Genomic DNA, 12,114 nt, shown 5'->3' with positions numbered 1-12,114 from the left:
CGATTGAAATAAAACGACTATTTGTCGTTTCGGGCCGGGAAGCGCCGGCGGTTCAGTCCCGAACCGCGACACGACGCTACCGGACGGCCCTGAACAAGGCGGAGCATTTTCCAAACGGATGCCCGCATTTCCAGGAGTATTACATGCGAAAGCTCATTGTTTCGGCAGCCGCCGCTGCCCTTCTCGCTTCCGGCTCGATTGCCTCTGCCGCGGTCAAGCACACCACGGGCACGGTCAAGACCTATGATGGCACGGCCATGAGCCTCGTTCTGGACGATGGATCGACCTTTACGCTGCCCAAGACCTTCAAGGATCCTGGCCTGAAGGCCGGCGAAAAGGTCCGCGTTTCCTGGGACATGAGCGGCAAGAACAAGGTTGCCGAGTCCGTCAAGATCGTGAAGTGACCGGGACAAGACCGAACGGTCTCGCCTTTGGCTTAGCCTGACAAGAGGGGCGGAGCAGCGCTGCTCCGCCTTTTTCGCACCACGGCAACCAAAATGGTCGAACCGTGTTATGCTAGCTCCCCCGTGCGTGCCCCCGAAACCGACTGCTGTGACAGGGCGCGGAACAGAGATGGCGGAGCTTCGTGTGCCCATGAGAGGCACAGGCTCCAAGGAGGAAAGGAGAAAATCCCATGAAGGAATTCCATTGCGGCTCGCTGGTTCCCGGCTGTGAGTGGCACACGCGTGCCGGTGAGGAAGCCGAGGTCATGCGCCGCGCCGTCGACCATATGCGCGAGACACATGGCGAAACTGTCATTCGCGAGACGATGATCGAGGCGATCCGCTCGCGCATCGAGAAAGTTCGCGACGCGGCCTGAGCAGTCCTATCTGGCCTTCAAGGCTTCCGCGGCGCGCTCCAGCAGCGCGTCGCGATCGAGCCCAAAGCCGGACCAGATCCATTCCTTTTCCAGGTTTTTCAGAATCGCACCGAGCATTGGCCCCGGCGACGCGCCAAGCGCCGTCAGATCGCCGCCCTTGACTGGGAACACCGGTTTTTCCCATTTCAGCGCAAAAGCGAGCAGGCGCGAAAACCCACCGGCCTGAACCAGCGCGTCATTGTCCTCGAGAGCCCGCGCTCGCGCCGACGCCAGCGACAGCCGCAGGCGATCGAGAAAACCCTGGCGCTCGCCGGAATAGAGTTTCTTGGCCAGTTCCGCTTCGCTTGTCTTGGGCTCGACGGCAGCCGTCAGCGCCCAGTGGCGCAGGCGCTCCGCCTCAGTGGTCGAAAGTTTCAGCCGCTCGGCCAGTGTCTTCATCCTCGCCGCATCGGGCGGCACGATCGCCTCCAGCCTGAGCAGCGGGTCCGGCGCCCAGCCCAGATCCTTTTCTGTCTTGGTCAGCCCATGAATGGCATCGATGCCCCATTTCTCGCTTTCCGGCAGGGCGCTGGTGAGCACGCCGGCCTGGCGCATCCACAGCAAGGCGCGCGACGGATCTGGGGCCGATAACAACTTCTTCAGCTCGGACCAGATGCGTTCGGCCGAGAGATGGGCGAGACCGTCCTTGAGCCGGGCGCAGGCCTTCAATCCCTCGGCATCGGGCCGACCCTCGCCATACCAGGCGAAAAAGCGGAAGAAACGCAGGATGCGCAGATAGTCTTCGCGGATCCGCTGCTCGGCATCGCCAATGAAGCGCAGCCTTCGTGCCTCGATATCGCCGACGCCGCCAACCAGGTCGACCACCGTCCCGTCAGCCTCCGCATAGAGCGCGTTGATTGTGAAATCGCGCCGTTCGGCGTCGGCCTTCCAGTCGCGGCCGAACGACACTTTAGCGCGGCGGCCATCGGTCTCGATGTCGGCGCGCAGCGTGGTGACCTCATAGGGCGCGCCGCCGGCAATCACCGTGATCGTGCCGTGCTCGATGCCGGTCGGCACCGCCTTGAAGCCCGCCGCCTCGGCCCGGCGAACGGTTTCCTCGGGCAGGCAAGTGGTAGCAACATCGATATCGGCGACCGGCTGCCCAATCAGCGCATTGCGCACCGCGCCGCCCGCGATGCGGGCTTCCTCGCCGCCCTGCGCCAGCACGGCAAGCAGCCGCTGCAGATGCTTTTCACCCAGCCAGTCGGCTCTGCCCGCCAGCGATACCGGATCACTCAAGCATAGAGCCTTTCATAGAGGGTGCGGATGATGCCGGCGGTGACGCCCCAGATGCGCTGGCCGCCATAGGGCATATCGTAGAAGAACCATTCCAGATCGTTCCACATGCGGCTGTCCCTGGTGTGGTTAGCCGGATCCATCAGGAACGAGAGCGGCACTTCGAAGGCGGCATCGACCTCGTCGGCATTGAGCGACAGCGTAAAACCGGGCTGCACGACCGCCAGCACCGGGGCGATGCGATAGCCGCTGCCGGCGACATAATCGGGCATGCGGCCGATGATCTCGATGCGGTCCTGGCCGAGCCCGATCTCCTCGAAGGTTTCGCGCAAGGCCGCTGCTTCCGGGGTCGCATCGGTGGGATCAATGGTGCCGCCGGGAAAAGCCACCTGCCCGGAATGGCTGCGCAGTTTTTCCGCCCGCTTGGTCAAAAGCACGGTCGCATCGCGTCCATGATCGACGACCGGGATCAGCACCGCGGCGTCGCGCAGCGCTTTGAGCTGCGTCAACCGTGGATGGCCGGGGTTGAAGCGATGATCGCCATAATCGTCGCCGGCATGGGCTTCAGCTTGCGCCGCGACCCGCGCGCGAAAATCCGCTGTGGAAAACGGCGGCGGCCTCACCTGATCCTTCATGCGCTCAGCCGCTTCAGTTTTTCCGCCGGCATGATCGGATAGATTTCGCCTTTCGAGCGCACGGCAAACATCGTCTTGCCGCCGATATCGATCTCCTCGCCATGCTCGACCAGTTCGTACATCACCGGCCGCGCCACCAGCGCTTCCAGCCTCCCGCGCACCAGCACATAGGGCTTCAGGCCGCCGGTCTCGTTCTCGTCGACGAAGCGCAGCGGATGGCCAGGTCCGGCCTCGACGACATCGCCGACATTGGTGCGGAAAGTGATGGTCTGCTCGGCGCCGGCGCCGGAAACATCCATTTCAACCGCGATGAAAGGCGCGTCCACGACGCGGATGCCGACCCGTTCGACCGGCGTCACCAGATAGGTCCTGCCATCCTCGTCCTTGCGCAGCACGCTGGAAAACAGCTGCACCAGCGGCATGCGGCCGATCGGCGTGCCGAGATAGAACCACGTTCCGTCTTGTTTGATCTCCATGTCTAGATCGCCGCAAAAGTCGGGATTCCAGCGCTCCACCGGCGCCGCGCCCTTGCCGGCGCGAGCCGCACGCGAGATCAACGCTTCGAGACCGCGCGCCTCGGTTGCGGCAGCAAGGCTGTGCTCGCGATGTTCGGAGCGTTCCGTCATGGTCACGAAATAGTCACTGTTGTTCCGCTTGTCAGCCTAAGTCTGTGATTTAAATTCATTCGTAGGCGCCAGGCGAAGCCGAATCGCGGCATTCTAAGGCACTACAGTGCAAGCCGGTACTTCCAGCACAAGGATCGATGCGGCATGAGCGTAATGGTAAAGGAAAGCCCAATCAGCGAAAAGGACATGATCGCCCAGGCCGAGACGGCGCTGGCCGATATTTCCAGGGTGCGCGACGGCGTCGGCCGCGTCATTTTCGGCCAGGAAGTGGTGGTCGAGCGCACGCTGGTGGCGCTGCTTGCCGGCGGCCATGCGCTGCTGGTCGGCGTGCCCGGCCTTGCCAAGACCAAGCTGGTCGAAACGCTCGGTGTCGTGCTCGGCCTCGATTCGCGCCGCATCCAGTTCACACCCGACCTGATGCCGTCGGACATTCTCGGCTCAGAGGTGATGGAACAGGACGAGGCCGGCAAGCGCTCCTTCCGCTTCATCTCCGGCCCGATCTTCGCGCAATTGCTGATGGCCGACGAGATCAACCGCGCCTCGCCGCGCACCCAGTCGGCGCTGCTGCAGGCGATGCAGGAATATCACGTCACCATCGCCGGCATTCGCCACGACCTGCCCGCGCCCTTCCATGTACTGGCGACGCAAAACCCGCTGGAGCAGGAAGGCACCTATCCCCTGCCCGAAGCGCAGCTCGACCGCTTCCTGATGCAGGTCGACATCCTTTATCCCGAAATCGAGGCCGAGCGGCGCATCCTGCTCGAAACCACCGGCATCGAGGACGCCAAGGCGCAAAACGTGCTGCAGCCGGCGCGGCTGAGGGAAATCCAGACGCTGATCCGCCGTATGCCGGTGCCCGAAACCGTCGTCGACGCCATCCTCAAACTGGTGCGTTCGGCGCGTCCCGGCCAGGGCAATGCCGAGACCGACAAGCATGTCGCCTGGGGTCCCGGCCCGCGCGCCAGCCAGGCGCTGACGCTGTGCGCCCGTGCGCGCGCGCTTTATGACGGGCGGCTGGCGCCGTCGGTGGACGACATCCGCGCGCTGGCCGAACCGGTGCTGCAGCACCGCATGGCGCTGACCTTTGCCGCCCGCGCCGAGGGCACGACCGTGCGCGATGTGGTAGCGAAACTGGCCAAAGGAATCTGATGGCGCGTATCGGCGAAGTCCAGGCACCGGCAGCGACGCGCGACGCGCTCGCCAGGGGCCGGTTGCGGGCTTCGCTGGTGCCGGACCTGCTGGTCGAGGCACGCCGTATCGTCAATACGGTAATTGCCGGCTGGCATGGCCGCCGCAAGCGCGGCATCGGCGAGAATTTCTGGCAGTTCCGCCCCTATGTCGAAGGCGATTCCTCGCGCATCGACTGGCGCCGTTCGGCCCGGGACGACCACACCTATGTGCGCGACCGCGAATGGGAAGCAGCCCACACGGTGTGGCTTTGGGCCGACCCATCGCCCTCCATGCTCTACAAATCGACTGGCGCCAGCGTTTCCAAGGAATCGCGCGCGCTGGTGCTGGCACTGGCCATGGCCGAATTGCTATCTCGCAGCGGCGAGCGCATCGCGTGGCCCGGCCTGACCGATCCGTTCACCGCCCGCAACGGCGCCGAGCGCATCGCGGCGCAATTGATGCACGCCGCCGACCCGCCGGCAAAGCCTGACCTGTCCGCCGTCCGCCGCTTCTGCGACATCGTCGTCGTCAGCGATTTCCTCGACCCGGTCGAGGAGACCATGGAATGGCTCGATGTGCTGGCGCGGCATGGCGTGCGTGCGCATCTGATCGAGGTTGCCGATCCGGCGGAGGAGACCTTTCCCTATGCCGGCCGCACCGAATTCACCGATCCCGAGACCGGCGACAAGCTGACCGCCGGCCGCGCCGAAATGCTCGGCGACGAATATCGCCTGCTCTACACCGCCCGCCGCCAGGAGCTGGCCAGCTGGTGCAAGCGCCTCGGCTGGAGCTATACCGTCAACCACACCGACCGCCTCGCTTCCGAGGCGCTGGTGCGCATCCACATGGCGATGACCGCCGATGGCGCATTCGTGGGAAGGGCCGGCGCATGAGCTGGCTGCCGCTCTCCTTTGGCGCTCCCATCGTGTTGTGGGGCCTGCTGGCGCTGCCGGTGATCTGGTGGCTGCTCAGGCTCACGCCGCCCAAGCCGCAGTCCGAAATCTTTCCGCCGCTGAAGATCCTCGCTCGCGTGCTGAAGCGCGAGGAAACGCCGCAGCAGAGCCCGTGGTGGCTGACGCTGCTGCGGCTGCTGATGGCAGCCCTTGTCGTCGCCGCTTTGGCCGAACCCGTCTTCAATCCGCGCGAAAAATTGCCGGCCGAGGGCGCCGCCCTGGCGCTCGTCATCGACAATGACTGGGCGAGTGCCGCCGACTGGGGCAAGCGCGTCGCCACCGCCCAGCGGCTGATCGCCGATGCCGGTTCGAACGGCGTACCGGTCGTCATCGCCTTCACCGCCGAAAAGCCGAACGCCGAGATCGGCCCCTTCGATGCGGCGGCTGCCCTCGACCGGCTGCGCGCCGCCAAGCCGAGGCCGATCCCGACCGACCGACCCGCTGTCTATGCCCGCGTCGCCGGCGTGCTGGGAACCTTGCCCGGCGCCAGCGTTGCCGTTCTCACCGACGGCCTTGCGGCAAAGGGCGACAAGGCCGCCTTCAACACACTGCTGTCGAAAAACGCCGCCCGTGTCGTCTGGGCCAATTCCGACCGCCTGGCGCTGACTGGGCTCACTGGCGCCGAAAATCAGGTCGACGGCTTCGCCCTGACCGCCATCCGCGCGCCCGGCGATCCGGCGCCGGCCCAAGTCACCGCCGGCGCCTTCGACGATAAGGGCCGCCGCATCGCCGACGCGACGCTGACCTTCGCGCCGGGTGAGACCACCGCCACCGGCACGATGGCGGTGCCGTTCGAACTGCGCAACGACTTCGCCTCGATCGCGCTCGACGGCGAACGCCAGGCAGGTGCGGTGCGCGTGCTCGACGAAAGCTCCAAGCGCCGCCGCGTCGGACTTTTATCGCAGGCCGAGGCCGACCAGGCGCAGCCGCTTCTGTCGCCGCTCTATTACATCAGGCGGGCGTTGCAGCCTTTCGCCGATCTGGTCGAACCGTCGAGCGTCGATCTCGCCGACGCCATCCCGCAGCTTCTCGACCAGAAGCCGGCGATGATCGTCATGGCCGACATCGGCACCATTCCGCCGCAGGTCCATCAGCGGCTGGTCGACTGGGTCGACAATGGCGGCACGCTGGTGCGCTTCGCCGGTTCGCGGCTGGCCGCCGCCGGCAATGACGATGATCTGTTGCCGGTCAGGCTGCGCACCGGCGAGCGCTCGCTTGGCGGCGCGCTCTCCTGGACGACGCCGCAGGCGGTGACCGAATTCCCGAAGAACGGCCCGTTCGCCGACCTCGCACCGCCGGCCGAGGTCACGGTGAGCCGGCAGGTGTTGGCCGAACCGACGCCGGACATCGTCGAGCGCACCTGGGCAACCCTTGCCGATGGCACCCCGCTGGTGACCGGGTTGAAGAAGGGCAAGGGCACGCTGGTGCTGTTCCATATCACCCCGGAAGCGACATGGTCGACGCTGCCGATCTCCGGCAGCTTCGTCGAGATGCTGCGGCGCATCGTGCAGCTGTCGCGCAACCAGGGTGCGGCGGTTGCCAACGCCGAAGCCGCTGCTACGTCGCTGGCGCCTTATCGCATGATAGCCGCCGACGGCACTTTGGTGCCGCCGACGCCGGACGCACGACCGCTGGTCCCTGGCGCCGGCTCGCTGCCGGTGACGTTCGAGAACCCGCCCGGCCTCTATGGCTCGGAAACCGGCGTTTTCGCCCACAATCTGCTCGACCCGGCCACCGCCTTCGCGCCGCTGGTGCGCCCGCAATTCACAGTGCCGGTGACCAATATCCAGTACGCTTTCGATGAATCGCGCGACCTCAAGGGATCGCTGGTCACAGCGGCACTTATGCTTATGCTGCTCGACACGCTGGCGGTGTTCTGGATGGGCGGGCTGATGTCGCGCCGACCGCGCCGCGCCCGATCGGCCGCGGCAACGACGGCTGCGCTGCTGCTTGGCCTCGGCATGCTGTTTGGCCATGCCGACCTCGCCCGCGCCGACGATGCCAAGCCCGGCGATGCCGCGGCTATCGAGGATATTGCCAAGACCCGCATCGCCTATGTGCTGACCGGTGTGCCCGGTGACGATTCGATCAGCCGCGCCGGGCTCGAAGGCCTGACCCGCTTCCTGATCGAGAAGACCGCGCTCGAGCCGGGCGCGCCGGCGGGCGTCGATATCTCGAAGGACGAGCTTTCCTTCTATCCGCTGATCTACTGGCCGATCGATCCTTCCGCGCCGATGCCGAGCCAAGCCGCGATCGCCCGCATCGACGCCTATATGCAGCAGGGCGGCACGGTGCTGTTCGACACGCGCGACCAGTTCGCCAACGGCATCGGTGCGGATTCGGCGAGCCCGGCGACGGAACGGTTGCGCGACATTCTCGGCAATCTCAACGTGCCGCCGCTGGAGCCGGTGCCCGCCGACCACGTGCTGACCAAATCCTTCTTCATCCTGCCCGAATTTCCCGGCCGTTTCTCCGGCAGCCCGCTCTGGGTGGAAGCCTCGCTCGAGGCCAGCAATGCCGAGAATCGGCCGGTGCGCGTCGGCGACGGCGTCTCGCCGATCCTGATCACCGCCAATGATTTTGCCGGCGCCTGGGCCGTCGACGAGAATGGTGACCCGCTTTTGCCGACCGTGCCATCGGATCCGATGCAGCGCATCTATGCGCTGCGCGCCGGCGTCAACATCATGATGTACATGCTGACCGGCAACTACAAATCCGACCAGGTGCACGTGCCGATCCTGCTCGAACGGCTGGGGCAGTAGGATGGCAGTATTGGCTAATTTCGTCTCGATCCTGTCTGGCGCCGGCGGCGCAGCCTCACCCTCCCCCTTTTGGGGAGGGTCGGCTCGCTGTCGCAGCGAAGCGAAGACAGTGAGCCGGGGTGGGGGTGCAGCGCCAGCGCTCTGTCGCCTACCCCCACCCCGCTCCGCTACGCGGATCGACCCTCCCCACAAGGGGGAGGGTAACCCATGAACTGGTCGATTTCCTTCGAACCGCTGCTGTCCTGGCCCTTGCTGGCTTTGGTGCTCGCACCGCTGCTGGTGCTGGCGGCTGTCGGCTTGTGGTTTCGCCAGCGCGGCGCGATCTTCCGCTTCGCAGCGCTGATTGCGCTGGGCGCAGCACTCCTCAATCCGGTCTTCCTCGATGAGGAGCGCGAGGCGCTGAAGAGCGTCGTTGCCGTCATCGTCGACCGCAGCCAGAGCCAGGATATCGGCGACCGGACCAAACAGACCGACGAAGCGCTTGCCGGTTTGCAGCAGCGCCTTGGCCGCTTCAAGCAGTTCGACGTCCGCGTCATCGAGGCCGGCAAGTCGGAAGCCGCCGACGAGCGCACCGAGACCAAGCTTTTTGCAGCGCTTGAAGGCGCGTTCCGCGACGTGCCGCCCTCGCGCATCGGTGGCGCCATCATGATCACCGATGGCGAGGTGCATGACGCGCCGGCCGCCCCCGACTTCAATGCGCCGCTGCACGCGCTGATCACCGGCAACGAGCACGAGAAGGACCGCCGCATCCGCTTCGAGAATGCGCCGCGCTTCGGCTTGGTCGGCAAGCCGCTCGACATGACCTACCGGGTCATCGCCACCGACGGCGAAACCGGCCCGGTCGATGTCCGCGTCTCGGTCAATGGCGAGCAGGTCGCGGTCGAAGAGGCGACCATCGGCCAGGCGATGCCGCTGCAGGTGACCATCCCCGGCGCCGGCCGCAACATCGTCGAACTCTCCATTGACCGCGAGCCGGGCGAACTGACCGACGCCAACAACCGCGCCATCGCGCTGATCGACGGCATCCGCGAGAATTTGCGCGTGCTTTTGGTTTCCGGCGAACCGCATGCCGGCGAGCGCACGTGGCGCAACCTGCTGAAATCCGACGCCTCGGTCGATCTCGTCCATTTCACTATTTTGCGGCCGCCGGAAAAGCAGGACGGCACGCCGATCAACGAACTGTCGCTGATCGCCTTCCCGACCCGCGAGCTGTTCGTCGAGAAGATCAAGGATTTCGATCTCATCATCTTCGACCGCTACCAGCACCGCGACGTGCTGCCGATCCTCTATTACGACTACATCTCCGAATATGTCGAAAAGGGCGGCGCGCTGCTGATCGCCGCCGGGCCGGAATATGCCGGCGACGCCTCGATCGCCCGCACCCCGCTAATGTCGTCGCTGCCGGCAATGCCGACCGGCGAAGTCATCGACAAGGCCTTCTATCCGCGCCTCACCGATCTCGGCCAGCGCCATCCGGTGACGCGCGGCCTCGACGGCTCGGCGACGGAGCCGCCGCGCTGGAGCCGCTGGTTCCGCACGATCGGCGTGCAGAACCCCGAAGGCGAAGTGGTGATGAAGGGCGCCGACAACCGCCCGCTGCTTCTGCTCGACCATAAGGGCGAAGGCCGCGTCGGCATGCTTCTGTCCGATCAGGGCTGGCTATGGGCGCGCGGCTTCGAGGGTGGCGGGCCGCATGTCCAGCTTTACCGCCGCATCGCCCACTGGCTGATGAAGGAACCTGAACTCGAGGAAGAGCGGCTGACTGCCGACGGCCGCGGCATGATGCTGGAAATCCGCCGCCAGACGATGAGCGACGATCCCGGCCCGGCGCAGGTGATCACCCCTTCGGGCAAGGCGCTGATCGTCAAGCTGGAGAAGTCCGAACCCGGCGTTTTCCTGGGCAGCATCGAGACCAAGGAGATCGGCCTCTACCAGATCGGCAATGGTGACCTGACCGCACTCGCCCATGTCGGCCCGGTCAACGCGCCGGAATTCTCCGACGTCGTCTCTACCGAGGACCGGTTGAAGGCTCCGACTGAGGCCACCGGCGGCAGCGTGCGCCGGCTGGCGGCCTCCTCCACCCTTGGCCAGCTCACCGGCAGTGTCGCCCTGCCCTCCATCGTCCCGGTCCGCGCCTCCGGTGCGGCCTCGGGCGCAGACTGGATCGGCCTGCGCAGCACCGACGACAGCGTGCTCAAAGCCGTCTCGCGCGTACCCCTGTTCGGCGGCTTCCTCGGCCTTTGCCTGCTGCTGCTGGCCATGGGCGCGATGTGGTACCGGGAGGGAAGGTAAGGATCCCTTCTCCCCGTCACTATACGGGGAGAAAGACGCTCAACCTACTCCTCCGGCTCCGTCGTAAACAGCAGCGGGTAGCCCTTGGCCTTGCCGGCATCGGTAGCCCGTGTCGCCTTGGTCTCGGCGACATCCCTGGTGAAGACGGCAACGACGCAAACGCCGAGCCGGTGCGCGGTGATCATCACCCGGTTCGCCTGGTCTTCGCTGAGCTTGAACTCGCCCTTCAGCACCGTCACCACGAATTCGCGCGGCGTAAAATCGTCATTGATGAGGATGACCTTGTAGAGCTTCGGTCGCTCGGTCCGCGGCTTGGTCTTGGTCCGGGGTTTGGAGCTGATTTCAGGCATCGGGAACCGGTATCGCGCGAGGGGTCGCTCTCACTTTGTCATGGGGGAAAGCCGTCGTCCATTTTGATCGGCGCGCCAAACCGGCTTCCCGGAAGTGCTGCCGTTCACAAATTTAGGAACTGTACGCTGCGGTTCAACGGCCCTGGCGGTCGGCGACGCGACGAGCCTGGAATTGCCGTGCGCTGGATGCCGCATCGGGCCTTGATCCGGCCGCCTTGTATTCGACCCAGGCGACCGCGAGCCAGCCGAAGAAGCAGGCCAGCGCCGCGCCGGTGATCACGGTCAGCAGCAGGCTTTGCCATGGTGTGATGTATTGCCAGCTGCTGGAGATTGCCGGTGCAAACAGCGACGGCTCCGTGCGCCCGCTCACCGGATCGGGCACCGGGCTGGCGGTAAACTGGACCAGCACCCTGACCGTTGCCGAGGCGAGAAGGCCGCCGATGGCCATCGAGCGCAGAATGGATGAAAGCCGCTTCTTCATGCGGGCTATCCTACCGGACCGGCATTGCAAACGGGTTAAAGTCCTGGGTGGCCGGCACCCATCAACGGGTAATCATGCTCTCACACGACAAGGCCGCTCCAGCCGGGGGTGCTGGAGCGGCCTTGTTACAGACAAGCCTGTTGGCTGTCTGGATCAGGCCTTCGGGGCGTCCGTCTTGACGACCTTCTTCGCCTTCTTGTGCTTCTTGACGGGCTTCTTGGCGACGACCTTCTTCACCGGGGGCTTGGCGGTCGTGGTCGCCGGAGCGGTGGTCGTGGAAGCAGCCGGAGCAGCGGTCGTGGTGGCAGCGGCATTGCCCAGCGCCGGCATTGCGAAAGCGAGAGCGACGGCGAGACCGGTGGCGGAGAGGATGGACTTTTTCATGGCTTCATTTCCTTCTTTGTGCGGGTCGAGTTTCGAGTGTCACTGAACCGGGTCGATCGGTGTCACTCCAAGCAGCTTCAAAGCGTTCGCGAGCATCCGGATACCCTGTGCCTGTTTCTTGTTGGCGCAGAACCGGTTTCCCTTTCTTTGCAGTGCTTTCGCCGCGGTGACCTGCGTTGCCGCGGCATGGGTTTCGAGGGCTTCGTCTACCTGGCGATTGAGATCGATGCAGCGCTCGCTCCTTGTGATCGGCGTCACCTTTGCGGTTGTGGCTCCGACCGCGGCTGTGACGAGCGGAATGCTGAGCAGCGCACCCATCAAGCTGATCGTGAACCTGTGCATTGGTGATGTCCGTTACTCCGGAAA

The 12,114-nt window shown here is 65.3% G+C and carries 13 protein-coding genes; 6 read left to right on the top strand and 7 right to left on the bottom strand.

Annotation, left to right across the window (positions count from 1 at the left end; translation table 11 throughout):
- The first annotated feature begins 143 nt into the window (after positions 1–143).
- Both ACYG9R_RS18285 and ACYG9R_RS18280 read left to right on the top strand, forming a co-directional pair.
- Positions 144–404, top strand: coding sequence for a DUF1344 domain-containing protein (locus tag ACYG9R_RS18285; RefSeq protein WP_023705918.1), 261 nt, complete (start codon positions 144–146; stop codon positions 402–404).
- 230 nt (positions 405–634) lie between these two features.
- Positions 635–820, top strand: a complete 186-nt coding sequence (locus ACYG9R_RS18280) for a DUF1059 domain-containing protein (RefSeq protein WP_023670013.1) — start codon at positions 635–637, stop codon at positions 818–820.
- A gap of 6 nt (positions 821–826) precedes the next feature.
- Here the strand turns inward: ACYG9R_RS18280 and ACYG9R_RS18275 are convergent, their stop codons facing one another.
- Genes ACYG9R_RS18275 through ACYG9R_RS18265 form a run of 3 tightly spaced genes read right to left on the bottom strand, consistent with a single transcriptional unit; the run spans position 827 to position 3,356 of the window.
- On the bottom strand, positions 827–2,098 hold the full coding sequence (locus ACYG9R_RS18275) for a CCA tRNA nucleotidyltransferase (RefSeq protein ID WP_023823400.1): 1,272 nt from the start codon (positions 2,096–2,098) through the stop codon (positions 827–829).
- Complete coding sequence (locus tag ACYG9R_RS18270; RefSeq protein WP_023823399.1) at positions 2,095–2,730, bottom strand: CoA pyrophosphatase; 636 nt, start codon at positions 2,728–2,730, stop codon at positions 2,095–2,097. The genes ACYG9R_RS18275 and ACYG9R_RS18270 overlap by 4 nt, the downstream gene beginning before the upstream one ends.
- Positions 2,727–3,356 (bottom strand): DUF1285 domain-containing protein, encoded by a 630-nt coding sequence (locus tag ACYG9R_RS18265; RefSeq protein WP_023670010.1) that lies wholly within the window; start codon positions 3,354–3,356, stop codon positions 2,727–2,729. The genes ACYG9R_RS18270 and ACYG9R_RS18265 overlap by 4 nt, the downstream gene beginning before the upstream one ends.
- Before the next feature lie 144 nt (positions 3,357–3,500).
- On the opposite strand from ACYG9R_RS18265, the gene ACYG9R_RS18260 reads away from it, so the two are divergent.
- The 4 genes from ACYG9R_RS18260 to ACYG9R_RS18245 all read left to right on the top strand — a co-directional run bounded on the left by ACYG9R_RS18260 (position 3,501) and on the right by ACYG9R_RS18245 (position 10,533).
- On the top strand, positions 3,501–4,505 hold the full coding sequence (locus ACYG9R_RS18260; protein ID WP_023754586.1) for an AAA family ATPase: 1,005 nt from the start codon (positions 3,501–3,503) through the stop codon (positions 4,503–4,505).
- Positions 4,505–5,419, top strand: a complete 915-nt coding sequence (locus ACYG9R_RS18255) for a DUF58 domain-containing protein (RefSeq protein WP_023823398.1) — start codon at positions 4,505–4,507, stop codon at positions 5,417–5,419. Before ACYG9R_RS18260 ends, ACYG9R_RS18255 begins: the two co-directional genes overlap by 1 nt.
- Positions 5,416–8,241, top strand: a complete 2,826-nt coding sequence (locus ACYG9R_RS18250; RefSeq protein ID WP_023823397.1) for a DUF4159 domain-containing protein — start codon at positions 5,416–5,418, stop codon at positions 8,239–8,241. Before ACYG9R_RS18255 ends, ACYG9R_RS18250 begins: the two co-directional genes overlap by 4 nt.
- A gap of 207 nt (positions 8,242–8,448) precedes the next feature.
- Positions 8,449–10,533, top strand: coding sequence for a membrane protein (locus ACYG9R_RS18245; RefSeq protein ID WP_023823396.1), 2,085 nt, complete (start codon positions 8,449–8,451; stop codon positions 10,531–10,533).
- Between the two features lie 44 nt (positions 10,534–10,577).
- On the opposite strand, the gene clpS is transcribed toward ACYG9R_RS18245, so the two are convergent.
- From clpS to ACYG9R_RS18225, 4 genes are all read right to left on the bottom strand, one after another.
- Positions 10,578–10,883 carry an ATP-dependent Clp protease adapter ClpS gene (gene clpS, locus ACYG9R_RS18240; RefSeq protein WP_023823395.1) on the bottom strand — a complete coding sequence of 102 codons (306 nt, stop codon included), beginning with the start codon at positions 10,881–10,883 and terminating at the stop codon, positions 10,578–10,580.
- A gap of 133 nt (positions 10,884–11,016) precedes the next feature.
- Entirely contained in the window at positions 11,017–11,364 is a 348-nt protein-coding gene (locus tag ACYG9R_RS18235) for a hypothetical protein (RefSeq protein WP_023823394.1), read from the bottom strand.
- A gap of 153 nt (positions 11,365–11,517) precedes the next feature.
- Complete coding sequence (locus ACYG9R_RS18230; protein WP_023670004.1) at positions 11,518–11,748, bottom strand: hypothetical protein; 231 nt, start codon at positions 11,746–11,748, stop codon at positions 11,518–11,520.
- A gap of 39 nt (positions 11,749–11,787) precedes the next feature.
- The gene (locus ACYG9R_RS18225) at positions 11,788–12,090 is read right to left on the bottom strand and encodes a hypothetical protein (RefSeq protein ID WP_023683677.1); all 303 of its coding nucleotides are present in this window, start codon (positions 12,088–12,090) and stop codon (positions 11,788–11,790) included.
- Between the last annotated feature and the right edge of the window lie 24 nt (positions 12,091–12,114).

Source organism: Mesorhizobium sp. RSR565B (assembly GCF_054719465.1).
Note: the sequence above shows the minus strand (reverse complement) of the source record. Positions and strands in the feature narration are given on the sequence as shown.

What these genes read in the sequence shown, in the direction of transcription:
- ACYG9R_RS18230 (WP_023670004.1), bottom strand. Translation starts at nt 11,748, where the DNA reads ATGAAAAAGTCCATCCTCTCCGCCACCGGTCTCGCCGTCGCTCTCGCT.
- ACYG9R_RS18265 (WP_023670010.1), bottom strand. Translation starts at nt 3,356, where the DNA reads ATGACGGAACGCTCCGAACATCGCGAGCACAGCCTTGCTGCCGCAACC.
- clpS (WP_023823395.1), bottom strand. Translation starts at nt 10,883, where the DNA reads ATGCCTGAAATCAGCTCCAAACCCCGGACCAAGACCAAGCCGCGGACC.
- ACYG9R_RS18250 (WP_023823397.1), top strand. Translation starts at nt 5,416, where the DNA reads ATGAGCTGGCTGCCGCTCTCCTTTGGCGCTCCCATCGTGTTGTGGGGC.
- ACYG9R_RS18280 (WP_023670013.1), top strand. Translation starts at nt 635, where the DNA reads ATGAAGGAATTCCATTGCGGCTCGCTGGTTCCCGGCTGTGAGTGGCAC.
- ACYG9R_RS18270 (WP_023823399.1), bottom strand. Translation starts at nt 2,730, where the DNA reads ATGAAGGATCAGGTGAGGCCGCCGCCGTTTTCCACAGCGGATTTTCGC.
- ACYG9R_RS18255 (WP_023823398.1), top strand. Translation starts at nt 4,505, where the DNA reads ATGGCGCGTATCGGCGAAGTCCAGGCACCGGCAGCGACGCGCGACGCG.
- ACYG9R_RS18235 (WP_023823394.1), bottom strand. Translation starts at nt 11,364, where the DNA reads ATGAAGAAGCGGCTTTCATCCATTCTGCGCTCGATGGCCATCGGCGGC.
- ACYG9R_RS18245 (WP_023823396.1), top strand. Translation starts at nt 8,449, where the DNA reads ATGAACTGGTCGATTTCCTTCGAACCGCTGCTGTCCTGGCCCTTGCTG.
- ACYG9R_RS18260 (WP_023754586.1), top strand. Translation starts at nt 3,501, where the DNA reads ATGAGCGTAATGGTAAAGGAAAGCCCAATCAGCGAAAAGGACATGATC.
- ACYG9R_RS18285 (WP_023705918.1), top strand. Translation starts at nt 144, where the DNA reads ATGCGAAAGCTCATTGTTTCGGCAGCCGCCGCTGCCCTTCTCGCTTCC.
- ACYG9R_RS18225 (WP_023683677.1), bottom strand. Translation starts at nt 12,090, where the DNA reads ATGCACAGGTTCACGATCAGCTTGATGGGTGCGCTGCTCAGCATTCCG.